Raw genomic sequence first — 22998 nt, 5'->3', positions numbered from 1 at the left:
GACCAGATCGAGCTGCCACAGGTGCATCGGCGCTTCGCGCTGCCAGCGCCGGTAGGTGCGCTTGTGCTCCTGCTGCTGGGTGACGACGAGCCCGTTGCGGGCCAGCACACGGTGCACCGTCGCCCGGCCTGGCACCCGCTCCAGATCACACGCACCGAGCTCATGGGCAATCCGCTGAGCGCCCCACCGGGGGTGCTGCCGTCGCATCTCGCAGATCAACGCCTCGATCTCAGCCGGCAGGCGGGTCGGGCTGGTGCGGGGCCGCCGCGACCGATCGGCCAGCCCCGGCAGGCCTTCTTGCTGGAATCGCTGCCGCCAGGTGTGCACCGACTGCCGCGAGGTCCCATACCGAGCTGCGACCTCTCCGATCGGCGAGCCCGCCCGCACCTCACGCACCGCCCGATACCGGTACTCCACCAACGCCTGCTGATCCACGCTCGCCACCCTCGCGGAACCCGACCCGGCCACTTCGTGTAGCGAGCAGGATCCCGCGCGACCGTCAAGCGTGTCTTGATAACGACCGGTTAAGCATGTCCCGAGACCTCACATCGACATGGCCGGTGACCTTCGCCCCGGCGGTCTCCGACCTCGCCCTGCGGTACGAGCGATCCCTGCCCATCACCGTCGAATGCGTCGCCGAGCTGCTGGCGTGCGAGGTGGACCATGCACGCGCCCGGGCCTTGGCCGCGTTGGACTTCGCCCCTCCCGCTGTTTCCGAGGCCATCACCGGCTGGCGGTACGGCCTGGTCGACTCGGTAACCGGCAGGCAGACGGAAAGCCGGGATGTGACGCACCGCCAGGTCGCCCAGATCCGAGAGACGTGCGCATGGTTCTCTGGGCTCGACCACGCCCGAGGCGGCGGACTGGTACGCAGCGCGGTGACAACCTACCTGCACGATCACGTGGCCCCTCTGCTGCGCAGCAGCTACACCGATGCCGTGGGCCGTAGCCTGTTCGCTGTAGCGGCCGAGATGCTGCAACTGGCCGGATGGATGGCCTACGACCTCGAACGGCAGGGCCTGGCCCAGCGCTACTACATCCAGGCGTTGCGTCTGGCCAAGGCTTCCGGCACCGACTCGCGGGGCTTCGACGCGTTCGTGCTGGTGCGGCTCAGCCAGCAGGCGCTCAACCGCGACCACGCCGACGAGGCCCTCTACCTCGCGCGTGCCGCCCATGATGACGTCGCCCTGTCCGCCACCACACCGGCCGTACGCGCACTCGCCTACGCCGCAGAGGCTCGCGCGTGCGCCCGGCTGTACGAGAAAGGCGACACCCACGCTGCCACGGCCTGCCGCCAGGCCCTCCTCGCCGCCGAACGGGAACTCGACACCGGCGATCCCGGCGGTGAGCCTGCCTGGATCGGCTACTTCGACCCGCCCGAACTCGCGGCGGAGGTAGCACACTCGCTGGTCGTGATCGGCGACACCACCGCCGCGCTGCCCCACCTCGACGCAGCACTCACGGGCAAGAGCACCGACCGCGCCCGCGACAGGCTGTTCTGCCAGCTCAACCTGGCTGCAGCCCATCTCAAGACCGGCGACCTCGACGCCGCCTTGGCCGTCGCGGAACAGGCTCTCCCCACCGCCGGAACCATCGCCTCCACCCGGGTCCGCAGCCGGTTTCGGAGCTTCCGCCGATCGCTACCGGCCAAGGAGCCTCGCGTTGTCGCGTTCAATGAACGCGTGCATGATGAATTGGCCGGAGTTGCGTAGAGCTCCGGGGATCAGACGACAAAGTGCCGTCTGGTGAGCCCGGCAACACGGGGAGCGCCAACTCTCACGATGAGTACGCAGCCGGTCGACGCCCCCTACAGGACAGCCCTGGTAGACGCCTGTCGACAGGCCGGGCTCGATTATGATGGTGCTCGCCTGCTGCGCGTTCACGCCAACGCGATCTACCACTTGCCCCGGGAGAACGCCGTCGCCCGTGTCCGCAACGCCTCGGCGCTGGAACGCATGCGCATCGCCGTCCAGACCGCCGCCTGGCTCGCCGAGCAGGGCTTTCCCACACTGAGGCCGCTCGACGTGATCCAGCCCGTGGTCGTCGGCACCCACTTGGCGACCTTCTGGGAGTATCTGCCGCCCCTCGACGGACGGCCGGCCGACGTCACACACCTCGCCGGCCTGCTGCGCGTGCTGCACCGTCATCCGCTGCCTCCTCTACCGCTTCCCTCTATTCGCCCGGTGGGGAGCACCGCAGCCGAGGCGAGGGCGTCCACCGTCCTGTCGGAGAGCGAGCGGGACTGGCTGGTCGAGCGTTGCGTGGAGTTGGAGGAGGGCTTCGCGCGGCTCGCGGCCACGCTGCCGTGGGGAATCGTGCACGGCGACGCCCACACCAACAACCTTCTCCCTCATCACGAAGGCGGCTGGGTGCTCATCGACTGGGACTCCGTCGGCGTCGGCCCGCCCGCCTATGACTTCATGCCCATCTACCTGCGCCCCCGCCGCTTCGGCTACCCGCACTCCCTATGGCACGACTTCTGTACGGCCTACGGAATCGAACCAGTGAAGGACGGCGACCTGAACCTGCTGGCACAGATCCGTGAGGTTCGCAGCCTCAGCGCCTTCATCCGCGGCGCTGAACACAACCCCGCCGCCCGCACGGAGCTGCTCAACCGGCTGTCCTCCCTCATGACAGAAGACAGCACGCGCAGGTGGCACGCCCTCTGACCCAGCGCGACCGACAGCGAGCTCTAAGATGGCGGCTATCTGGTCAGCAACCTTTCACCCTCCATCGCGAACCTATCCACCACTAGGAATGCCTTGCCTAGCTCGTTGAGCGTCAGCTCAAGCCGGTAGAAGTCGACCTCGCCGCCACCATTGCGGTACGGCCGGATCCGGTCTGTATCCAGACCCCGCTTCCACTCCTCGAACGGCACTTCCGCGAAGGGCTCGTACTCATCGTCCCAAATACAGCAGTCTGCTCTGTACTGGTCATACTCCGTCCCGTCGTACGTCTCCGGGTGCACTTGGGCGTCGGCCCACGCGAACAGCTTCGGCACCGCCTCGGCGTAGCTGGCGAGGCCAAGGAATACGCCCCAACTGGCCAGCTTCTCGGGCTTCTCGCCGTCCTCGTTATCTACGCCTAGACGAATGTCACCTCGCCCTGAGGTCTTGTTGACCCACTCCTCCATGTCCACCACCAGCCGCTTGCCGCTGGCCAGCAGCTCCATCCACGGCTTGGCAAGCCGCAGCTCGCGCAGGCGCAGCTCGTAGGGATCGCCCTCGGCGGCTTTCCGCAGCGGCTCCCGGGCGCTCGCATCCAGCACCTGGCTCTCAGGTACCAGGAGCTTCCAGCCGCCGGTCGACGTCTTGACCAGCGTCTCCCGGTTGACCAGCTGCCAGTGGCAGCGTTTCGTCTCCGGGTGGTACAGCACCACGGCCACCGGCAGGGAGTGGTTCGTCCAGTACTGCACATGCTGCTCGTCGGGCCGGAACCACCAGCCGCCTGGCCCGGTTTCCTCGAACCAGCTCGTGCCGCTCTTGATCTGCAGCGCCAGCAGCCGTCCGCGCACGTACTCGCCGTCGACGACCTCGGTCTGCGCGTCGATGCCGTAGTCCTCGGTCGGCTGGTCGCGAAACACCCAGTCCAGCTCGTCTTGTATGGCCTGCCGGGTGTGGGTAACACCCTCTTCGGCTACTTTCGCGGAGGCTTTGCGGCGCGTCACGGGGACATCTTCTCGCTTCTTCACGCGAAACGCGGAGGAGTCTGCTCACCTCGTTCGCTGACCAGGCGGGCAGACATGTGGACAAACCAACCGGCGGCGCCAGGTCGCCCATGTCGTCTCGTCCGCTGATCTTGGCCACCTGGGGTGCCGGGCAGGAAAGCGACAGCCCCGCGTCTCGTCAGCCAGGCCCTCCAAACCGAAAACCACCGACGTCGGTCGGTGGTTGTTCCTGCTCCCGTGTCGACGCTTGGCCCTTTATCGTCCGTACGGATTCGACCCGTAGCCCCCTCCAGAGGGTGGTGCCCTCTCCGCTTGCAGCAGTGCCGCCATTAAGCCCGTGGAGACTGAAGCCTGATCGGCCGCTCTGAAGCCGAGTTCATCCGGTCCAGAAGGGCTTGGGTTTCGGAGGAACACTGCACCCCGAGGGCATCGAGGCGGGCCTTCAGATGGCGAGCGCGCATGCGGGCTTCGTCAGTGCGGCCGAGCTCGATCAGGAGCCGGATGACGGACCTGGCTGCGCTCTCCATGTCCGGGTCGAGACTGCATGCCTGGTCGTAGACCTCCAGCGCGCGCTCGTTCCGCCCTGCGCGTTCGTGAAGCACTCCGAGCTGAAGGAGGGCCTTCACACTGGCCACGGTCAGCGGCCAGCGGTGGTCCTGATCGAGCCAGTCGTACTTGAGGCCCTGGCACAGGCGTCCCTGGCACAACCTTGCAACCACTTCCAGCGCGGCTGTCTTGGCCTCGTCGTCCCCGGCGATACGCGCGTCCGCGAGCGCGCGGTGGAAGGCCCACAGGTCCACGTCGACGCGCTGCGCCTCGATGCGGTACGTCTTGCCGCTTCGTTCGATGAAACTGGCTTCCTTCTCGCCCAGGCCGGAGGCACCGCGCAGCGCGGCGCGCAGGTCCTTAAGTGCGGCGTGGAAGCGGTACCCGGCCAGCGTTTCCTCCAGATCCGGCCAGAGATGCTCGCAGATCTCCTCGCGATCCAGGCCCTTGGGGTAGACGGCCAGGAGGACGAACAGCTCCAGCGCTTTGGCGCGGCCGGAGATGTCCACCGGCGTGCCGCTTACCTCGATGACCGGTGCGCCGAGGATGGCGAACCGGACCGGCTGGGGTGCGGTGCTGGGTGGCGGGACCTCGAGTTCTGTCGGCTTCTCGGTTGGCTCGGCAGGCATACCGTTCCCGGCGGCGAGTGTGTCGAGCACTGTCGCCGCCGCATTGGCCGGCATGTGGAACAGCGTGACGTCGCGGAGTTCCTTCGCCAGCGTGCCGGTCGCCTCGGCTACTCGGTGGTCCTGGTCGATCTCGCAGGTGGTTCCGGACGACGATCGCCCTATCAGGACGGACCCGACGCCGAAGGTGGACCCCAAGCTCATGAGGGTGTCCAGGTACGCGTGGCCATCGGCAGCGCAGGCGGTCAGCAGCAGCGCGGGCAACGGCTCGCCGGGCTCAGCCTCGCGGAGCTGGGGGATGTCGTCGGTGTCGTGGTCGCGGAGGATGCGACGGCGGGCGACGAACTGTTCCTCCAGGTGGTCGATGGCTTCGTCCAGGGGGGCGACCAGCCGGAGGCCCGGCAGGTGGCCGGTCAGCGTGGTGATGGTCTCGCCGAACCACCGTACGGCGTCCTGGGAGGGGATGACGATCTCGGTGCGGTGCTGGTCGGCCTGGGTGAGGAGGTCGAGCACGATCGCTCGTACGCAGTCTTCGGCTCCCGGACCAGTCAGCGCCAGATTGAGCCCGGAGAGTTCCAGGGAGACGGGTGCCTCGCCGCGGATCCCGGCTTTGAGCATGAGCGGCGGGTCGATGGAGAACGCGGAGGTGACCAATTCGAAATCCTCCGGCGGACCATCTTCCGATTCGGCGAAGCTGCGGCGGTGTGACTGCTCCAGCGCTCGTACGGCGGGCGCCTGCGGTTCGGGGGCGGGCACGCTGAGCGGCTCGTCGACGGCCGGAACCCGTAGGCGTCGCCGATGGCGGAGCCGGGCGGAGGCGAGCGCGACGGCCACGCCCGCGGCGAAGGAGATGGCCATCATGCCGCCTTCGGGCAGCACGACCACGCTGGAACAGACGGCCGATCTCCTCGCCTGCGGCGAGAACTCCGCCGTGGGAAGAGGTGAGGCGTCTTCGTGGTGAGCGGGTTGCCGCGTTGCCGTTGTAGTCGTGGGAAGAGGCGAAAGGGCTCGGTCGTGGGTCGGATCGGCCTTACTGGCGTTCTGTTCGCGTTCGGGTAGGACGAGGTGCCATCCGGATACCAGCACGTCAGGATCGGTCAGTCGGGCGCCGTCCGGCTGCGGCCTATCTCTGTTCAGCCTGAAGATCTCTTTGTATCGCTTGCCGTCTCCGAGGTGCTGTTCGGCGATCTCCCACAGGCTTTCGCCCGGCCTGACGGTATGGGTGCGTTGGGGTGAGCGAGGTTCCTTCCTGGCGGCGTCGTCGGGCAGACGTAGGGTCCATCCGGGTCTCAGCCAGTCTCCTCGGGTGAAGGTCTGCCCGTCGTCCATGGTGCGTCCCTGGTTCAGCGTGACGATCTCCCGGTAGCGCATCGGGTCTCCGAGCTGCTTGTCGGCGATCGTCCAGAGCGTGTCTCTCGGCTGGACCACATAGGTCGCGTACGGCTTGGCCGGCTCCGAGGTCTTCGGCTCGGCCGCCGTCAGTTGGTGCGAGGGCAAGGCCGCCGGTGCGACTACCACCGCTGCCGCCGGAATGGTTCCGCGGGATGCGGCAACCGGAGCTGTGGTCGCCATGGTGATCGTGGTGATCAGGTAGGCCGCCAGCCGCTGGAACGGCATGTGCACCCTCCCGCGCCTGGCGCGGGCCGTTGCCACCAACTCGACGATCACAGCCCCGGCGAACAGGGCCCAGCACGTCCATACGGTCGCGAGCAGGAGCGTCTTGATCACAACGGGTTCGGCGGGTGTGGCAAGGTCGTCGAGAGTGGGCAGGTCCACCGGCCAGAAGAAGGTCAGCAGGATGGCGGGGATTCCCGCGAGCAGCCCAGTAAGCACCGCGACCGCCGCCGCCTTGGCGAGGATGGGGTGACGCAGCCCGTACATCGTCATGATCGTCCTTGCTCGATGCCCTGGAACATGCGCGCTGAGGCGCTGGCTGTGGCGGTCACGCTGCCGATCCCGATCAGGGAGATCAGCATGGTGGGCCGGGACACCGTGACGGTCACCTGGACCGTGCGGTTGCCGGATAGGGAGGCGTTGCCCGAGTGCCCGCTGGAGGACAGGTAGGCCCGGGCGGCGGCCAACGCCTTGGAGGTGTCGATCTCGAATCGGCCGCCGGCGTAGGCGTGGTCGATGTCCACCTGCCCGGCTCCGGCGCGGGCGGCCTCCTCGGCCACGGCGTACGCCTCGCGGTATGCCTGGATCTTGGCTCCGCCGTCCACGACGAGTCCGGCGCAGATCAGCAGCGCCAGGCCGAGCACCGCGGTGAACGCGGTGACGGAGCCTCGCTCCTCGGTCCGGGTCACGGCTGTCCGCTCCTTGCGCGGTGCGGGTCGATCGGGCTGCTGAAGCTGCTGGTCAGGCGCTTGGATCCGAAAACTCCAGGCACGGCGAGGTCGGCCAGGTCAACGTCACAAGTGACACGAGCGAGCACGACAGCAGGCCTCCCCAGCGGAGTGGAGAACCCTGTCGTGTCGACCGTTACCGATGGCGAGCACGCCAGTCCTTCACGGTCGAGCGCCGCCCGCGCACTGGACAGAGCGGCCGATCGTGCCGCGGCTGGATCGCGGGCCATGGAAGCCTGGCGGGCCGCGTCCCGCGCCGCGGCGTCGATGGCGCCATGGGCGAGCGTGACACGGCCCAGCCCGACCACCATCAGCAGCGCAGCAACCAGAGCGGGCGCGATGATCGCCGTCTCCAAGGCCATCGAGCCGCGCTCACGCAGGTCCGTCATTCGGATGTCCACTTCTCCACCGGGGCCCGGGCGACCTGCTCGACATGGAGGGGCAACAGCGGAATCAGGCTGATCGCCTGGCCGCTGACCGCCACGCTGAGGCTGTCCGCGGTGCGCTCGACGCTGACCTTCGCGGAGGTGAGGAACGAGCCGCCGACCTGCCGTATGAAGCGTTCGGCTGTCGCCTGGCCGGCGGAAAGGCTGGAGCCGTACGCCCGCCCGGCTCGCAGTCCTTCCTGAGCCGCCGCCAACGCGAGGTTCCGGGCATGGAACCACAACGCGGCGTTGATTGTGAGCAGGACTAGCAGGAGGAGCGCGGGATAGACCAGCGCGGCCTCCAGCGTCGCTGATCCTCGCTCACGCCCGCTCATTTGATCTTGGCGAGCTGCTCGTTGACGACGGACGTGATTTTCGCGCCTACGGCGATGGCCAGCAGGAACACCACGGCTGCGATGATCACCCATTCGACCGTCGAACCACCGCGTTCAGGGTTCGCGCCGCGCCGCTGCGCGTACCGATTGACAACCAGCGACATCCGCTCCAGCTGTACGGCCAGCGCGAGCATGGCTCTGTAGATCATCGGTGGGTACCTCCGAAAGGGTCAGCCGCCGGTCATCCGCGCGAAGGCGGGATAGCCGAGCAGCAGCAGGAACCCGAGGACCGAGAGGGCCATCGGGACGGTGATGGTCTCGGTACGGGATTTGGCCTTGGACACCTCGGCCGACAGTTCGACCTCGCGCAGGGACTGGGCCTTGGCCATGAGGGTGTCGAGGATGCCGGCGCCGTGAGTTCCGGCGAGCCGGGCGATGGCAGCCAGGTCGGCGAGCTCGGGAACGTGGATCTCCTCGGACAGCCGGGTGAGCTCATCCCATGCGCTCGCGGTGGCTCGCCGTGCGGGGTCCAGCGCGAGGGACAACCGCTGGAAGGTCCACCCTCCGCCGACCTTGGCGGCCGACTCCAGCGCCTCAGCCGGCCCCGATCCTGCCGCGCGAGCGAGCGCCACCAGATCCAGGTACGCCACGATGGCCAGCCGGAATGCCGCCCGCCCCTCGGCGGCCTGGCCGCGTATCGAGGCGTCGGGGGCGAAGAACGCGGCGACGGCGAAGGCCAGGCATGCTCCCCATGAGACCGGCCAGGGAAGGGCGACGCCGAGCAGTGCGCACCACGCCCAGAAGACGACCGGACCAGCTGCCCCGAGCCCGATCATCGCGCCCTTCTGAGTGAGGTAGTCATCGGCCGTCTTGCCGAGCACCGCCAGCTCCGCCTGCGGGATGCGCGCGCCGATTACTGTTCCGGACAGTTTCCGCGCCATGCGCGACCGCCAGTCCCCATCCGGCTCGCTGCGGCTCCCACCCGGCCTGAGCCGTTCCATCGCCGGTGCGAGCGCGGGCGGAGCGGGGAAGACCGCCAGGATGGCGAGGGCTCCGCCGAGGCCGATCAATGCCCCGCAGGTCAGCACCAGCGCTATCACGATGGATCACCTGCGGGGTTGAGGAAGCGATGTCCCTTCGGCGCTCTGGTCAGGCGGTGCAGCCACATGAAGGCACCCGCGTACAGCGCGATCACGATGCCGAGAACGAGCTGGCCGCCGACCGTTCCGAACGGGGCGACATAGGCCCGGTTGACCAGCGCAAAGGCCGTGTATCCGAGCAGTGCGCCGATGACCCATCGGGCGGTCGTGCGATGGGTGGCCCGCTCGGCGTCGATTTCCCGCCGTGCGGCCACGTCCTTGGCCACCGTACGGGCAAGGCCCTGGAGGACCTCCCGCAGTCCCTTGCCACGGGCGCGGCAGGCGAGGATCAGCGCTGCGGCGATCACATCCCCGGTCGGGTCGTTCAGGTCATCGGCGAACGCTCGCAAGGCCTGCTCGGTCGGAGTGCGATAGGCGAGCCGCCGCGCCAGCGCCCGCACTTCGGCTGCGATCGCCGGCGGCGGGTTGTCCGCGCTGGACTGCAACGCCTCCTCGATGCCCGCGCTGCCACCCAGCACGTCGGCCAGATGGCGGGTCCACGTCTGAAGTGCCTCCAGGCGCTCGATCCGCCGCCCGCTGCCGCGGGCGCTGAGCATCCGCGGCAGCGTCACAGCACCCGCGGCAGCCCCGAGGGCGGCGACCGGCCACCCCGTCAGCCACCATGTCAGCACGAGAACTCCCGCAGCCACGGCCGTGGGAATCGCCGGTATCCGCGGCAGCCGCAGTGCCGGGTGCGGAGGCCGTACCGGGGCTCGGCGCATTCCCGTGATGGCGAGCAGAGGTCCCGCGACGAGCGTTGCGCCGGCCAGTGCAGCGAGCCAGCCGGTCATGCGTACCCTCGATCCCAGCCACGAGGCGCGAACAGGTCCGGGTCGAACCCCGCCGCCACCAGTTCCTCCATGCACTGCGGGATGGTGTTCGGAACGGCACGGCCGTCCGGCCCCGGGACGTAGACGTGGTTGACCGCCGGTTCGAGTCCGTCTCCCGGCGGGAGCACCTCGTTCACCTCGGCGACGTAGCGGCGATTGATCACGCCGTCGATGTCGTGGCGGAGTTCGTGTCGCAGGTGGACGACGAAGTCCACGGCCATGCCGATCGTGCGGAACAGGGTGTCCGGCGCGATGGAAAGGGCACCCGATCCGGCGAGGATCAGCATTCGGGCGAACACCTGGTCGGCCGAGTCGGCGTGCATGGTGCAGATGGAGCCGGAGCCGCCGGTGTTCATCGCCTCCAGCATCGGCACCAGCTCGTCGCCGCGGACCTCGCCGACGATGATCCGGCGCGCGTTGAACCGAAGCGCGTCCTCGATGAGCTGGCGCATCGTGATCGCGCCCAAGCCTTCGGTGTTGCCCTCACGGGCTTCCATCGCGAGCACGTCTCGGTGCCGGTCGGTCTGTAGGTGCAGGAAGAGCTCGTACTCCTTCTCCACAGTGGCGATCCGCTCGTCCGGGTCGATTTCGGCGGCCAGTGCCCGGGCGAAGGTGGTCTTGCCGTCGCCCATCCCACCCGTGATCACGATGTCCTTGTGGGCGCGTACGGCGGCGGCGAGGAACGCGCGAAGCCCCTTGTCCACGGTTCCGTTCACCATCAGGTCGTCCAGATCGGCCTCGAGCAGGCCGTGTCTGCGGATGGACAGGCACGGTCGTGGCGTGACTCCCATCAGCGCGGCGATGCGGGTCCGGTGCCCAACGGACAGATGAAGACGCGGCCGGGCGATCGAGAAATCCCGGGCGGTCTGTCCCTGGTAGGCGGCCCACCGACGGACGTTGCCCACCAGTTCCTCATCACTGTCGGCGATCGGTGGTCCGAGCGCCTTGCGGCCGTCCCGGTAGGTGATCCACACCTGGTCACAGCCGTTGACGTCGATGTTCTCCACCTCGGGGTCGTCGACGAACGGCTGCAGACGCCCCAGCGCGAAGATCTCGTTGTAGACCGCTTCCGCGAGCCGGCGCTCCTCCTGCAGCGTCGGCGCATCCCTGCCGGCCAGCGCCCTGCTGTCCACGTGCTCGCGGACCAGGTCGGTGATGACCGCTCTCGCGTACTCGCGTACGGCCTCGTCCCCGGTGACCGCTGCGGCATCAAGCGCTTGCGTGACCGTGGGCAGGACCTCGCGCACCGCCTGCTGGACGTCGAAGCTCACGAGACTGTCACCTCAGTACGTGCCGGTTCCTCGCAGAGGTGATCGGCCAGCGAACGAGCGGCCCGAATCAGTGGAGAACGGGGGAGGTACCGCTCGTTGCCGACGCCATGCGACAGCACCGCCGCGGCCCGAGGATCGTGGGGAAGGTGGTCGACCACCTCCACGCCGAGCGTCTTCGCCACCTCCTTGCGGCCGTACTGCCCGGCCCCGACGAGCAGAGCCCGCGCAGCGGACCGACGACCGCGCAGGGCTCGAATCTCAGTGAGGCGGGGAGCCAGCGCGGACAGGTCCACGAGCGTGGGACGTGCGACCACGAGGACCTGGTCCGCGTCGACGAGCAGCGGGGTAGGCGTGTCCGAGCCGCCGACGCGTCCGACGTCGGCGATCACATCCCCGGGCGTCGCGGTAAAGGTCTTGGTGATGTCCACCCAGAGTTGCCGGACCGAGGCCAGCTGAGCAGGGTCGGCGAGACCTGGCAGGATCCGGCGGGACTCGGCACCAGCCAGATGCAGGATCTGCTCGTGAAGAGTGGTGGCGGGGTCTGCGCCGCGGCGGAGTTGGACCGCCCACTCGCCCAGGCCGCGTTCCTGCGGCTGGCCGGCGAGGTATCCGGACAGGACGCTGCCACCGGCAGGATCGCACTCGGCGAACAGAACCTCACGCGGCCAGGCCAGCGTGAGAGCGAGTCCGGTCGTCGTGACGCCCGGACTATGGCCGCCCGAGCACAAGACGGTCAGCATCTATGTTCACCTCGCCCGCGACTGGAGGATGAGCGCGATCTTCCCGTCCGCGGCCTGACGCGCCAGCGCACTGCCCTCGCCGGCCGGGACGACGAGGTCGACCACGATGAGCCCGTCAGCGTCGGGCTCGCCGACGCGGTCGACCCGAGCCTGGTGATCGGCAGGGGCGCCCTGCCCGTTCGAGATGGCGGGCGCCACGGCGGCGGCCACGACGCGATCACCGGGCTGGATTCCCCTGGCCGGTAGTTGGCTGGGCTTGAGCGCCACCGACACGACGACCTGTCCCGGTGCCGGAACGAGCGTCCCGGTCAGGTGCGCGGGTGCCAGCAGGCTGCCGGCCTTCAGGTCCACGGCGGCGCGTTTACCGATGACCGCACTCTTGTCGGTGGCCTCCACGGCCCGTACTCCCGAATCCAGGCCGAGCGCGACCGTCCGAAGGTCCTGTGCTTGCAACTGCTGGCCGAGGGGAACGTTGCGTGCCATGACGAGGACCGGCGTCCGGTGCCCGGCGATGCCGTACACCTGCCAGGCGATCAGCGCGCCGAGAGCGGTCAGCGCGATGCTCACCACGAGCATCACCGGGCTGCGCCTGCTCGGTAGCGGGCGCACGTGTGTGGCCCGGCTCGCTACCCTGCTCGGCGTGGAGCGCTGGAGCATAGGGCTATCCCTTCGTGACGAGCGCCTGGGCTTCGATGACGCGGATCGGGAAGGTGACCGACTTCGTGATGGGCGGCAGCGTGCCGCCTGTGCCACCCGAGCCGCGCCAGGTGCCGCTCCAGGTCACTGACACGGTCACCCGATAGGCGCTTGCCGGATGCTGGTACGTGTGCGAACAGGTGGAGCTCTGCTGGTCGGCAGGCTGAGTGGTGTCGTACGCGGCTCCGGGCCCGTTGCAGGTGAGCGTCTGGCCGTCGCCGGTACTGATGGTCATCCGCTCGGGAGTGGCAGTGGCCGCGGCCCAAACAGCGCCGATGTGCAGCCGCTTGGACTTGGGCGTCCACTGCCCGTCGGTTAGGAAGAACCACTGCGGAAGCCCGACCAGCCCGTTCTGTCCGCGTGGCGGAGCAGTGAGCACTGTCGGCGGCGCGATCGGGATCAGTTTGTACGCTCGACGAGCGAGCTGCTCGGGGGTTACCGCATCACGTCGTTTTTGATCCAAACGACGTCTCGGTAACCATCGGAGCACTCGACCAGGTAGTAGGCGCCCTTGCCGGTCGGCTCGCTGCTCAGGTTGCTGCCGGGATCGACGAACTCCAGACCACCGTTCTCTCGCCCGTCGGCGAACCACGGTTGGTAAGAACATCTGACCTTCGATCCCTTGCCCGCCGGAGTCGCTGACCCGGGACGGGGCAGGCGCTTGGCCGAAATGATGTAGCCCGTGTAGTCGCTCGACACGCCGATGCCATCTCCGTCCCCGTCTCCGAGCGGGGCAATGACAAGTCCGGCGACAAGGACATAAGTCATTCCGTAGGCGAACAAGGCTCTTTCACCTGCTCTACCTTCGACACTCGCCAGGCGCCATCCGTCCCCTTCGCAAGGGTGGCGACAAGATGAATGCGACTCGTTCCGTACGTGAGGCGCTTTCCTGTCCGATCGTCTGCCTGACCGCCTTTTCGGGCGTCTTGGCAGTCGTGGAGGGTGGCGTGGTCGCCCTTGATCCGTACGTCGAACGGGTGATGTTCGGGCTGTCCCCAGGTCACCCGGTGAGTGGCGCGGAGCGCGGCGATTCCTCGCAGCATCCGGCTCAGGAGAGGCCGGGTGGCTACCTGTTCAAGGATCGCCTTGCGCTCTGCTGGGTAAGCCCGCTCGGCGCGTTGGCCAGCGGGATAGAGGTCGCGGTATGCGGCAAGAACGACATCCTCGCTCGTGGTGGCCGTCCGCCTGGGCGAGGGCGGCGTGATGGTACGGGTTGGTTCTCGAGCGGTGCCACTGGACTGGCAGGCAGCCACAGTGCTTGCCGCGACGACGAACATCGCCACCAAGGGCAAGGCGCGTTTTGGGCACCGCGAAACAACCCTCACCGGCCAGCACCTTCACCGTAGAAATTGGTCCACTACAAGCAGTCGCCAGATTAGCCTCGGGCTTTCGCGGCGAATCTGAGCGGGCTTGATCGTTTACATGAGAAAAGTGCCTTTGAGCTGGGAGGATTGGGCTTGTCTAAGGTCCTGTCCGCACCAGTTCAGAAGGCACTTTCCGAGTGAAGACTATCGTGTCCCGGCGCAAGATCATGGTGTCCGCTGACGGCTCGGGACTCCTCTCGCAGGCCGGTGGGCTGTTACTGAAGGAGACGTTGCGGGTCACGGGTCTGGATGCGGCGCTGTCGGCGGAGTTGGAGCGGTGGCGTGCGTCCCGGGCCGTGCACGATCCCGGCAAGGTCATCGCCGATCTGGCCCTCACCATGGCGCTGGGTGGGGACTGCCTGGCCGACATCGCGATGCTCCGCGCTCAAAGCGAGGTGTTCGGCCCGATCGCCTCCGATCCGACCGTGTCCCGGCTGATCGACCGCCTGGCCGCCGATCCCGCCCGCGCGTTGAAGGCGATCCGCGCCGCCCGTGCCATCGCCCGCGAGCGGGCATGGATGCTGGCCGGCACCCACGCCCCCGGCGCCGACAATGAACTGATCCCCATCGATATCGACGCGACCATCGTCATCGCCCACTCCGACAAGGACCAGGCCGCGCCGACCTGGAAGAAGACCTTCGGGTTCCATCCGATGACGGTCTTCGCCGACCACGGCCCCGCAGGGGGCGGGGAACCGCTGGCGATCGTGCTACGGCCCGGCAACGCCGGGTCCAACACCGCCGCCGACCACATCACCGCGACCCGCCTGGCCGCGGCTCAGCTTCCCAAGCAGCGCCGCCGTCAGGTGCTGATCCGCACCGACTCCGGCGGCGGCACCCGCGAGTTCCTGTCCTGGCTGACCCGCCCCGGGCGGCGGCTGTCGTATTCCATCGGGTTCGCCCTCACCGAGGAGGTCCAGGCCGCGATCCTGGCCCTGCCCCAGCAGGCGTGGACACCCGCCTACGACGCCGAGGGCCAGGTACGGCCCGGTGCGTGGGTCGCCGAACTGACCGGCCTGGTAAAGCTGGACGGCTGGCCGAAGGGAATGCGCCTGATCGTCCGCAGGGAGCGCCCGCACCCGGGCGCGCAGTTGCGCTTCACCGACATCGACGGGCACCGCTTCACCTGCTTCGTCACCAACACCAAGCGGGGCCAGCTCGCCGACCTGGAGCTACGCCACCGCCGCCGCGCCCGCTGCGAGGACCGCATCCGCGCCGCCAAGGACACCGGGCTGCGCAACCTGCCGCTGCACGACTTCGCTCAGAACGAGATCTGGTGCGAGGTCGTCGCCCTGGCCTGCGAGCTCATCGCCTGGATGCAGATGCTCGCCCTGGACGGGCCCGCTCGCCGGTATGAGCCCAAACGGCTGCGGCTGCGCCTGTTCGCCGTCGCCGCTCGCCTCGTCCGCGGGGGACGCCGCCTGCGCCTGCGCATCGCCGCATACTGGCCCTGGGCCGGCCAGCTGGTCACCGCCGTCACCCGGCTCCAGGCCCTGCCAGCACCGACCTGACCAGCGCCAAATCATCCCGACTACCAGGAAGGACACTCCGCGGGCCCGTGGAACCCCGCATCCCCGGCGCGACAGCCGGGCCATCAGCCTGACCACAACTCCAAAATCACACTCCAGCCGAATAGCTCAGCCAGCCACCGGACGGGCGCGAAAGATCGAGGTTAGAGTAGTGGCCCAACCGTGGCGCCTAACGGTCTGGTCATTCAATCATTACCGGCGATTTATCAAGACGGCTCAACCCTTATGGCGGTTGTCCTCTTGTGGTGCAAGAGTTGAGTCCCAAATCGTCGAAATCCAAGTAATTCTGCGCCTAATGGGCGCTTGTTCTGTATAGCGCCCTAAATGGGATCAGGAGTTCCGCGAACGTCTCGAACTGCAGCCTTGAGAGCGACAAGATATAAACCGCTCATGAGGGCGGCTACCTGCTCGCCAACAGTCCGGCCATCGCTGCCCGCAGCGGCTACCTACCGCGCCCACTGGGCAACGACGCCCGCAGCCGAACCTCAAGCGGGTGCCCACAGTCTGGCCGATGCTGGAGTTCCCCCACGTCGGGCTGCGCGCCGCGCCCGTTCACCCTGCCTGCCAGTCCTTGGACACGGTGCCCTGCCCGGCCGCTGACCGTGGCGCTCGCTGGCGGTGACAGCGACGCCAAGCTAAACGCCCGCTCATGTATCTGGGCTACAGGAGCAGGCGGATGAGGCTGTCCTCCAGGTGAGCGGTCTGGTATGCGTCTGCCGCCGGGATCGCCGCGTTCATCCTCCCTGCCCGGCCCGGCGGCAAGAACGTGTCCAGGTCCGCGAAGGGAACGAATGGATCAGGTGAACCTCCCCCCGCCAAGTCATCGAAGATATAGAGCTGAGGGTGCAGTCGCCAAACACCGTAATTGTCTTTGGCGGCATCTGCGCGGGCCGCATTAGCAAACTCCTCTATTTGACAGGGCGAGGAATTACGATCAAGTCTTCGGTATTCTCAATTTTCTGTGCGGCACAACCCCCCTGAGCTGGCAGGACCACTATGGGAGCGTTCAGGGTTCCTCCCACTGCGACACCGTCCAGCATTCGCCCACCACAGCCACCGGACCATGACTTCGGGATGGCAACCTGCACTGGGATCGGGGCCTTAACATCCACGAGATGAGGCGGTAATGCGGTTAGTCCGACGAGAAGCAGGAGACTTGTGACAAAAACTATGCCCGCCTTCTTCAAGCCGCTTGCTAATTTAGTGTATCGCCGCCAGGACTCGAACGCAGAAGCAGCATCGATAACCGACTTTATGCGCCTGTCGAGATCGGCCGCGACATCGGCCAAGGATGCCCGGTCGGCCAAGTCATCGAGCTTATAGGTATAAGCTCCTATCTGCACCTGCGTGTTCGGTCCGTGGGATATAATGGCGTTATAAGCCTTGGTGTGATCCTGTATGAGTTGGGAAATGGCGTCACGGCCGGCACCCAGTAGATCCGTGCGACGCTCTACTACCAGATATTTCATGAGAGGACTGGAGGGGGACTCCAATCGCGGGTCCGGATAGTTGCCGTGATCGGCACGGTCAAGATCTGATAACTCCCCTATGCTACGACGGGGCGCCGCCAGAACCGCCGCCGCACCGTACAGCGTCCAGACCACGCTCAGCAGGGCGGCCAGGATCGCAAGCAGAGCGAGAACGACGGCCCACGGGCCGACATCGAGTAGACCCTTCAGGCTTCGAAGCTGCAGTCCGGCCACCAATACAGCGACGATCGAAGCACTAGCGCCGACGAGCCAGCGCGCTGCGGCGCGCAGATCGGACGCGTGGGACACATCGTTCGCGACTGGTGACGCGGCCTCAACGGTGGAGATGCTCATCACCTGATCATTTGTCCTTCCTGGCACACCGGTCGCATACTGAGGGCTTCATGTAGTACAAAGGTAGTACGCAGACTTGCGGGAGCTGGCCTATGAGCGATGAGAAGTCACAAGCAGGTCGAGAAGGTGTGCGCATTTACAAAATGCGCGATCTTAATCAAAGAACGGCCGAGGTGATTCAAGAGATTAACGATTCCGGCCTGCCTGCAGTGATTACACGTCACGGTAGATTCGCCGCTATAATTTATCCTCTTCTGCACAGGAATCTAGAGGGCGAAATTATTGCCCGGCTGCTGGACCAGCAAGGAGCGGAGGAAGTCCTGGCGCGGGATCCCGCTCGCCAGACCCTGGGAATTTCTACAGGAGAGCTTGCGCGACGTCTTGGAATCGAGTGGCCTTGATTATTATCCCCTGATTCCTTCGAAAAGCGAGACATGCAAGACGCGAATCACCATGATCGTTGCATGCACTCCCGACTGCCGATACTCTTTATCTGTCGTACGCTGGTAGACTATGTAGTAGTTCGCCAATTCGTCATCGTCGAGGAAATCGCCGCAAAACCTTTTCTGTGATATCGCGCGGCGCCATGCCTTCGCACCCTCGTGACCCTTGACCCATCCTTCATCTGCATTGCGCTCACGCGGAGGAAAGATCAGTTCATCTTCCGCCAGGGCGAGGAGCCGCCTTTGGATGGCTGTATTGCCGATTTCTTCGAGATCGACATACGCCATGTCACTCCAGGTTGCCCTGCTCACGCTTTCCTCCCCGACCGCCACCGGATCTTCTGATGCAGGACATCAGCGGTAGGCGCTCGCACAGCTAGAACGTCCCCGACTTGCGGAGGAGAAGCCAGGCCTGCTTCGAGCCCCGATCCCCATGACTCGCTGACGCGTTGCTGGCATCAGGAGTCGGCTTCCGAAGAAGACCGCGCGGACTTTCGAGAACCGGCACAGTGGCTTGACCCCTCCCCTGCTCTGCAGCAGATCTGCTACCTTGCATCTCAGATCCTAGCAGAAAGCAACGAATCAGGATGCAACGTGGCAAGGAGAGGATAGAAGCAGGTCAAGTGCCATGCTCTCCGTACGGAGAGGTGGGGAGATCGCTCTACATGCGGTAGTGTTAGATGTGCCAGGTTGCAGCATGCAAGGTCACAGTCAAGACCGTTGCCGATCACTGAGAGCGAGAGAGGGATGTCGATCGATCAACGAGGCCCCGTGATCAATGGGGCTCTGTTGCGCGCAGAGCTGATTCGGCTTCGTAAAACAAGCAAGATGACCCAAGAGGAGGTAGCCAAAAGGCTGGATTGGCATACGTCCAAGCTGATCCGTATCGAGGGAGGCCGAACCGGAATCTCAAAGGTGGATCTCGAGGCCCTTGTTCGCCTGTACGGCGCAGCGGGAGGCCAGGAGTTGGATAGGCTGATAGAACTAAATCAAGGGGCTCGATCTAGGGCATGGTGGGATGAATTCAAGAACGATGTTACAGAAGCCTATCTTACGTACATCGGATTTGAGGCAGGAGCTTCTCGTATACGGCAATTCCAGCCTCTAGCTATCCCCGGCCTACTGCAAACCAAAGAGTACGCCGAGACGATCACTACGGATCCGGACGTAGTCCGTCTGGGACAGCGGGTTCGGCTTCGCCTCAGGCGCCAAGATTGGCTAAATAAACGCCAGTCGCCGCCGCAGCAAAAATTCATACTCGATGAGGCCGTTATACGCCGACATGTTGGGATAAGCAAAGATCCCGCTATCATGCCGAGTCAGCTGCGACATATTGTAGACATTGTCCGTGAACGCGATAATGTCGAAGTCCGAGTCATTCCATTTAACGTCGGAGCGCATGCTGGAATGCTTCGCGGCGCTTTCACGTTGCTCGATTTTCAAGATGAGCTTGGTGAACTGCTGCATATGGAGAGTAGTGCAGCAGAAATAACCCTGACGGGGGATGATCCTCGCATAGCCGACGCTCGGGCCGACTTCGAAGCCCTAACGGAGGAGGCATTGGCGCCAGGGGAGTCACTCGATCTCATCATAGATGTCGCGTCCCAAATGGGGTGAGAGTCACTTAGCAGCTACGGTCCCTCGCGACACGTATGCCTCGTGGGTCTCAAGAGTGGCATCTGTGCATGCTGATAGCGATGTGCGGGCTCGCCCCACCTCGCCGAGCGTCACGGGCTCGGTCTGTACCGGCTTGGCCTCCCAAGCTATTCTTCTCACGGACACAGGGAGGATAGCTTCATGGCCTCAGGTTCAAGCGACCCTGCTGAGCTGATCTGGAGAAAGAGTTCCGCAAGCGTTGGCGGCGAGTGTGTGGAAGTTGCTTTCGGACCCAATTTGGTGTATGTGCGCGACTCTAACGATGAAAACGGGCCCGTTCTCAGGTTCAGCCGCCCGGACTGGGTCGCCTTCATCGCCGGCGTCCGTTTAGGAGAGTTCGACTGGCCTAAGACCAATAGTGGGTGAGACTACTATCCGGTGCGTCCTTCCAACAGCCTGTAGCGGGATACGGTTGGTGATTTAGGTAGCCCTGCAGCGCTATTACAGCCTGAGACCCCTCCTGTTTCCCGTCTGAGCGTGGCCTTCGCGACGTTGCGCTGCGATAAGCGACTCTCGGCTCATGCTATGGAAGCCGAGTGGAAGCGAGCACGCGGCCGGGACGGCGGTTAGGCACACCCAGTGCTGACGCTCTCAACACAGGTTCAACTTGGTTGGGGGAGGGTAGTGGTTGGAGCCGGGCGGCGGGCAAGTTGAATCGTGGAGATAGCGCCAGGCGCTGGTCATGCTGTGGGAGAAACCGCCGACCAGGCGGGCGTAAGTAACCCGTTGTGCAGATGGACCAGCACCAGTAGCGCCCGTTGCATTAGGGTAAACGTCGTCATCGGCTGCGCCGTGGGCATACCGGGCCAGGCAGACAGGGGTTCGGTTGGACGAGGAGATCGCGGCAGGATAAGGCAGCCCAGTCGTCCTTGTAGACCGGGTGCACGACAAGCACCCGCCCCTCGTTGTCTCGGAGCAATGCGCCTGCCGCGGCACGAAGGCGGGGTACGGAGGCGACGTAGGCCAGGTATGACGCGGAGTCGCTCATGACGGCTCCGACACTATGAGCCGCGCACGGCCTGGCGCCGGGTATTTCCAAACCTCACGTGGAAGCAGCTCGTACACCACTGGGCGGGACGTCACCGGCCGGCAGGGAAAGACGGCGTGTCGCCCACGGACTGTTCATACCCTGAGCCGGTGCGTACCGGCTCTCTCGACACCCGTTTGATCGTTCTCCGCGGGAACTCCGGCTCTGGGAAGACCAGCGTCGCCCGTGCGGTGCGGGCCGCCTATGGCCGTGGCCTGGCGCTGGTCGGCCAGGACGTCGTACGGCGGGAACTGCTGCGGGAGCGGGACGTACATGACGGTGTGAGCATCGGCCTCATCGACACGATCGTCCGGTACTCCCTCGATCACGGGTATCACGTCCTGCTCGAAGGCATCCTCACCGCCATCCGGTACGGGGCGATGCTGCAGTCCCTATGCCGTGACCACGCCGGGACCAGCGCCTTCTTCTACCTGGACGTGTCCTTTCCCGAGACGCTCCGGCGGCATGACAGCCGCGCCCAGCGGTCGGAGTTCACCCCAGACCAGATGCGGGAGTGGTACCGCGAGCGCGACCTGCTCCCGGACGGGTGCGAGACGGTCATCGGCGAGGACAGTCCGCTGGAAGCGTCGGTGCGGCAGGTGCTGCGCCAAGCTCGCCTGACTCCAGCACAGACCAACCAGTGACACGCCGCACCATGACGGCCGCCTCGATCCGCGATGATCCCCACGATCGCGGTCAGTGAGATGGTCGTGGTTGAACGTATCGAGGACAGCGCGGACGAGTACGTCGTCATCGGACGCCTGTAGGCGCTTCCTTCGTCGACGGTCCGGTCCCCGCGTTCCTTGTGTTCCTCCCGTGAGGTGCTCTTCGGTCAGTAGCCTATGCCGGTGATTCTGGCTAACCCTGACCAGCACACACTGCGCGCGGCTCTGACTGACACGTACCGCGCTGAGGCGGAGTTCGATGACGCGCGGGCCCGGCTGGAAGAGGTGCTGGGCAGCCGCAGCGCTATCGAGCCGATCGCGGCTGAGGTCTGGGCGTTCGACGAGGCCCTTGAGCGTGTTCTGCTCGTCAAGCACCGCTGGAGAGGCTGGGTGGTGCCCGGCGGGAAGGTCGAGCAGGGAGAAATCCCACGGGACGCCGCCCGCCGTGAGCTGCATGAGGAAACCGGCATCGTCGGCGACCTGTCGGACGTCCCCGCGGCGGTTTTCGTGCGGTCCTATCGTTCTGATTGGGCGCCCACGCTCGGCCTTGCGTATGCCGCAGTGCTCAACGGGTCGCTCCCGCTGAGCGGTGAGAGTCACCAGCCGGCCGCCTGGGTCCCGTTGCACCACGACTGGGAGGGCGCCTTTCCCGAGGACAGACCACGGATCCGCGAGTACGCCAGGCATCTGGCCCGTACCCGAGAGGGTACGGGCCGCTGACCAGAGCGGCGGCTGGAGGCCGCTCCGCCTTTGCATTTCCGGCGCGAGCGGGTCACAGAAGCCCGCGGAGTGTCACCTCGGCCGTGTCCACAGCTGCGGTGAGAGCCTGCATGTGGCCAGGTGAGAGCTTCCCGACACCGAGCCCTGACGCGGTCAGTACGTCGTGGAGTTTCTGTCTTTGCTCACTGGCCAGGCGGGAGCAGACCGGGTGGTGGTTCAGGACGTCGCGAGCGGCGTAGGTGTCGAGGATGGCCACGTCCACGACGGCGTCCCGCAGAAGGGCGGGGCAGGGGCTGGTCCGCTCGTGGGCCAGGTCGAGTGCGGTCAGTCCGACTCGGGCCTGGAACGCCGCGGTCGCTGCGTCGGGCGGGGCGATCAGCGCGAGTGCCTCCTGCAGGGCATGCTCCCGCTCTGGCTGCGGCGCTGGTGACGTCGCTGGGCGGCAGCAGATGCGCAGGAGGGCCGCGATGGCGTTCTCCCACGGTTCTGCAGGGACCGCGGATTCGATTGTGGCGCGAGCCTGCTCGTCGAGGCCGCGTTCCATCAGTGACATGATCATGATTTGACGGCCGTCGAGGAGGCGATTGCCGACGCCGCGGTGCGCGGCCATCGCGTCGGCGGCCTCGGTCCAGCGGCCGATCCGCGCCAGGGCCCTGGCGCCGTCGATGAGCACGGTGACCCACAGCTCCTCGCACACCTTCCGGTGGTCCGCCTCCGTGTCGATCAACACCGACAGATCCACGTCGTGGTTACGGATCTCGGCTGTGCCACGCCGCTGAGCAGCGCGGTACAGCCGCATGAGCAGGTCGTAGGCGCCTTCGCCGTCACCTTCACGGATCAGCAGCCGGGCGATGTTCACCAGCGGCATGAGTGCCATCACGGCAATGTCCCCGGTGAGGTTGCCCGCTTTGGCGAAGACCTGGTGCTGCCTCCAGCACAGCTGCGCGGCCAGGTCCGGCATCCCGACGTCGGAGGCGATCAGCGCGGCGTAGTTGAGGACTCCGCTGGCGCGGGCCATCGCATCACGATGGCTCGCATTGGCAGGCTCGACGGTCAGCTCGGTGAGGTGGCTGATGCGTTCGGCCAGGGGTAACCCGGCCGCCTTGGGCCGGCGGACCAGCGGGATCCGGCTGGCTATCGCGGGGATCATCGGC

Annotated in this window: 25 protein-coding genes; 8 read left to right on the top strand and 17 right to left on the bottom strand. The window is 66.2% G+C overall.

The features are described from left to right. The coding region (locus BXA11_RS37730; RefSeq protein ID WP_143734761.1) for a helix-turn-helix domain-containing protein at window positions 1–435 on the bottom strand (435 nt) is incomplete at its 3' end. Between the two features lie 125 nt (window positions 436–560). Here BXA11_RS37730 and BXA11_RS37725 point away from each other — a divergent pair. Together BXA11_RS37725 and BXA11_RS37720 are read left to right on the top strand one after the other, a co-directional pair. Next, window positions 561–1712: an NsdA family TPR-like regulatory protein gene (locus BXA11_RS37725; RefSeq protein ID WP_076442462.1), complete on the top strand. Its 1152-nt coding sequence runs from the start codon at window positions 561–563 to the stop codon at window positions 1710–1712. A 69-nt stretch (window positions 1713–1781) separates the two neighbouring features. After that, window positions 1782–2669: an aminoglycoside phosphotransferase family protein gene (locus BXA11_RS37720; RefSeq protein ID WP_083744864.1), complete on the top strand. Its 888-nt coding sequence runs from the start codon at window positions 1782–1784 to the stop codon at window positions 2667–2669. A 35-nt stretch (window positions 2670–2704) separates the two neighbouring features. Here the strand turns inward: BXA11_RS37720 and BXA11_RS37715 are convergent, their stop codons facing one another. The 13 genes from BXA11_RS37715 to BXA11_RS37655 all read right to left on the bottom strand — a co-directional run bounded on the left by BXA11_RS37715 (window position 2705) and on the right by BXA11_RS37655 (window position 13400). After that, window positions 2705–3667 carry a DUF4365 domain-containing protein gene (locus BXA11_RS37715; protein ID WP_076442456.1) on the bottom strand — a complete coding sequence of 321 codons (963 nt, stop codon included), beginning with the start codon at window positions 3665–3667 and terminating at the stop codon, window positions 2705–2707. A 329-nt stretch (window positions 3668–3996) separates the two neighbouring features. Continuing rightward, the gene (locus tag BXA11_RS37710; RefSeq protein ID WP_076442454.1) at window positions 3997–6726 is read right to left on the bottom strand and encodes a LysM peptidoglycan-binding domain-containing protein; all 2730 of its coding nucleotides are present in this window, start codon (window positions 6724–6726) and stop codon (window positions 3997–3999) included. Continuing rightward, entirely contained in the window at window positions 6723–7142 is a 420-nt protein-coding gene (locus BXA11_RS37705) for a pilus assembly protein TadG-related protein (RefSeq protein ID WP_076442451.1), read from the bottom strand. Before BXA11_RS37705 ends, BXA11_RS37710 begins: the two co-directional genes overlap by 4 nt. Then, the gene (locus BXA11_RS37700; protein WP_076442448.1) at window positions 7139–7570 is read right to left on the bottom strand and encodes a TadE/TadG family type IV pilus assembly protein; all 432 of its coding nucleotides are present in this window, start codon (window positions 7568–7570) and stop codon (window positions 7139–7141) included. Before BXA11_RS37700 ends, BXA11_RS37705 begins: the two co-directional genes overlap by 4 nt. Then, complete coding sequence (locus BXA11_RS37695; RefSeq protein WP_076442446.1) at window positions 7567–7941, bottom strand: TadE/TadG family type IV pilus assembly protein; 375 nt, start codon at window positions 7939–7941, stop codon at window positions 7567–7569. The genes BXA11_RS37700 and BXA11_RS37695 overlap by 4 nt, the downstream gene beginning before the upstream one ends. Continuing rightward, a complete protein-coding gene (locus BXA11_RS42805) occupies window positions 7938–8150 on the bottom strand; it encodes a hypothetical protein (protein ID WP_076442443.1) in 213 nt (70 codons plus the stop codon). Before BXA11_RS42805 ends, BXA11_RS37695 begins: the two co-directional genes overlap by 4 nt. A gap of 21 nt (window positions 8151–8171) precedes the next feature. Continuing rightward, a complete protein-coding gene (locus BXA11_RS37685; protein ID WP_143734758.1) occupies window positions 8172–9041 on the bottom strand; it encodes a type II secretion system F family protein in 870 nt (289 codons plus the stop codon). Beyond that, the gene (locus BXA11_RS37680; protein ID WP_076442439.1) at window positions 9038–9871 is read right to left on the bottom strand and encodes a type II secretion system F family protein; all 834 of its coding nucleotides are present in this window, start codon (window positions 9869–9871) and stop codon (window positions 9038–9040) included. Before BXA11_RS37680 ends, BXA11_RS37685 begins: the two co-directional genes overlap by 4 nt. Further along, window positions 9868–11181: a TadA family conjugal transfer-associated ATPase gene (locus BXA11_RS37675; protein ID WP_076442437.1), complete on the bottom strand. Its 1314-nt coding sequence runs from the start codon at window positions 11179–11181 to the stop codon at window positions 9868–9870. Before BXA11_RS37675 ends, BXA11_RS37680 begins: the two co-directional genes overlap by 4 nt. Next, window positions 11178–11921, bottom strand: coding sequence for a CpaE/TadZ family protein (locus tag BXA11_RS37670; protein WP_076442435.1), 744 nt, complete (start codon window positions 11919–11921; stop codon window positions 11178–11180). Before BXA11_RS37670 ends, BXA11_RS37675 begins: the two co-directional genes overlap by 4 nt. 6 nt (window positions 11922–11927) lie before the next feature. Continuing rightward, window positions 11928–12578: an SAF domain-containing protein gene (locus tag BXA11_RS37665; protein WP_083744861.1), complete on the bottom strand. Its 651-nt coding sequence runs from the start codon at window positions 12576–12578 to the stop codon at window positions 11928–11930. Between the two features lie 4 nt (window positions 12579–12582). Then, on the bottom strand, window positions 12583–13080 hold the full coding sequence (locus tag BXA11_RS42800) for a hypothetical protein (RefSeq protein WP_143734757.1): 498 nt from the start codon (window positions 13078–13080) through the stop codon (window positions 12583–12585). Beyond that, complete coding sequence (locus BXA11_RS37655; protein ID WP_143734756.1) at window positions 13053–13400, bottom strand: hypothetical protein; 348 nt, start codon at window positions 13398–13400, stop codon at window positions 13053–13055. The genes BXA11_RS42800 and BXA11_RS37655 overlap by 28 nt, the downstream gene beginning before the upstream one ends. Before the next feature lie 718 nt (window positions 13401–14118). Between BXA11_RS37655 and BXA11_RS37650 the strand changes: the two genes are divergently transcribed. Next, entirely contained in the window at window positions 14119–15492 is a 1374-nt protein-coding gene (locus BXA11_RS37650; protein WP_275409783.1) for an IS1380 family transposase, read from the top strand. A gap of 926 nt (window positions 15493–16418) precedes the next feature. Here BXA11_RS37650 and BXA11_RS42795 read toward each other — a convergent pair. Then, entirely contained in the window at window positions 16419–17333 is a 915-nt protein-coding gene (locus BXA11_RS42795; RefSeq protein ID WP_143734755.1) for a hypothetical protein, read from the bottom strand. A gap of 92 nt (window positions 17334–17425) precedes the next feature. Between BXA11_RS42795 and BXA11_RS42790 the strand changes: the two genes are divergently transcribed. Continuing rightward, a complete protein-coding gene (locus tag BXA11_RS42790) occupies window positions 17426–17734 on the top strand; it encodes a type II toxin-antitoxin system Phd/YefM family antitoxin (protein WP_143734754.1) in 309 nt (102 codons plus the stop codon). Between the two features lie 3 nt (window positions 17735–17737). Here BXA11_RS42790 and BXA11_RS42785 read toward each other — a convergent pair whose 3' ends face one another. Next, window positions 17738–18088, bottom strand: coding sequence for a hypothetical protein (locus BXA11_RS42785; RefSeq protein ID WP_143734753.1), 351 nt, complete (start codon window positions 18086–18088; stop codon window positions 17738–17740). Between the two features lie 435 nt (window positions 18089–18523). Here BXA11_RS42785 and BXA11_RS37635 point away from each other — a divergent pair, with 435 nt between their 5' ends. The 4 genes from BXA11_RS37635 to BXA11_RS37615 all read left to right on the top strand — a co-directional run bounded on the left by BXA11_RS37635 (window position 18524) and on the right by BXA11_RS37615 (window position 21844). After that, window positions 18524–19393, top strand: coding sequence for a helix-turn-helix domain-containing protein (locus tag BXA11_RS37635; RefSeq protein WP_076442423.1), 870 nt, complete (start codon window positions 18524–18526; stop codon window positions 19391–19393). Between the two features lie 180 nt (window positions 19394–19573). Then, the gene (locus BXA11_RS37630; protein WP_076442420.1) at window positions 19574–19798 is read left to right on the top strand and encodes a DUF397 domain-containing protein; all 225 of its coding nucleotides are present in this window, start codon (window positions 19574–19576) and stop codon (window positions 19796–19798) included. 771 nt (window positions 19799–20569) lie between these two features. Beyond that, window positions 20570–21103, top strand: coding sequence for an AAA family ATPase (locus BXA11_RS37620; protein ID WP_076442419.1), 534 nt, complete (start codon window positions 20570–20572; stop codon window positions 21101–21103). 204 nt (window positions 21104–21307) lie between these two features. Further along, window positions 21308–21844 carry an NUDIX hydrolase gene (locus BXA11_RS37615; protein ID WP_308441094.1) on the top strand — a complete coding sequence of 179 codons (537 nt, stop codon included), beginning with the start codon at window positions 21308–21310 and terminating at the stop codon, window positions 21842–21844. Between the two features lie 52 nt (window positions 21845–21896). Here BXA11_RS37615 and BXA11_RS37610 read toward each other — a convergent pair whose 3' ends face one another. After that, window positions 21897–22994, bottom strand: coding sequence for a hypothetical protein (locus BXA11_RS37610; protein ID WP_076442417.1), 1098 nt, complete (start codon window positions 22992–22994; stop codon window positions 21897–21899). Window positions 22995–22998: the final 4 nt, after the last annotated feature.

It is taken from the genome of Microbispora rosea, from assembly GCF_900156315.1.
Taxonomy (GTDB): domain Bacteria; phylum Actinomycetota; class Actinomycetes; order Streptosporangiales; family Streptosporangiaceae; genus Microbispora; species Microbispora rosea.
Note: the sequence above shows the minus strand (reverse complement) of the source record. Positions and strands in the feature narration are given on the sequence as shown.

Bases quoted from the DNA above. Each gene is read 5' to 3' on its own strand.
- BXA11_RS37680 (WP_076442439.1), bottom strand. From the start codon at position 9,871: ATGACCGGCTGGCTCGCTGCACTGGCCGGCGCAACGCTCGTCGCGGGA.
- BXA11_RS37635 (WP_076442423.1), top strand. From the start codon at position 18,524: ATGTCGATCGATCAACGAGGCCCCGTGATCAATGGGGCTCTGTTGCGC.
- BXA11_RS42795 (WP_143734755.1), bottom strand. From the start codon at position 17,333: ATGAGCATCTCCACCGTTGAGGCCGCGTCACCAGTCGCGAACGATGTG.
- BXA11_RS37700 (WP_076442448.1), bottom strand. From the start codon at position 7,570: ATGACGGACCTGCGTGAGCGCGGCTCGATGGCCTTGGAGACGGCGATC.
- BXA11_RS37630 (WP_076442420.1), top strand. From the start codon at position 19,574: ATGGCCTCAGGTTCAAGCGACCCTGCTGAGCTGATCTGGAGAAAGAGT.
- BXA11_RS37710 (WP_076442454.1), bottom strand. From the start codon at position 6,726: ATGACGATGTACGGGCTGCGTCACCCCATCCTCGCCAAGGCGGCGGCG.
- BXA11_RS42790 (WP_143734754.1), top strand. From the start codon at position 17,426: ATGAGCGATGAGAAGTCACAAGCAGGTCGAGAAGGTGTGCGCATTTAC.
- BXA11_RS37720 (WP_083744864.1), top strand. From the start codon at position 1,782: ATGAGTACGCAGCCGGTCGACGCCCCCTACAGGACAGCCCTGGTAGAC.
- BXA11_RS42805 (WP_076442443.1), bottom strand. From the start codon at position 8,150: ATGATCTACAGAGCCATGCTCGCGCTGGCCGTACAGCTGGAGCGGATG.
- BXA11_RS37665 (WP_083744861.1), bottom strand. From the start codon at position 12,578: ATGCTCCAGCGCTCCACGCCGAGCAGGGTAGCGAGCCGGGCCACACAC.
- BXA11_RS37695 (WP_076442446.1), bottom strand. From the start codon at position 7,941: ATGAGCGGGCGTGAGCGAGGATCAGCGACGCTGGAGGCCGCGCTGGTC.
- BXA11_RS37610 (WP_076442417.1), bottom strand. From the start codon at position 22,994: ATGATCCCCGCGATAGCCAGCCGGATCCCGCTGGTCCGCCGGCCCAAG.
- BXA11_RS37670 (WP_076442435.1), bottom strand. From the start codon at position 11,921: ATGCTGACCGTCTTGTGCTCGGGCGGCCATAGTCCGGGCGTCACGACG.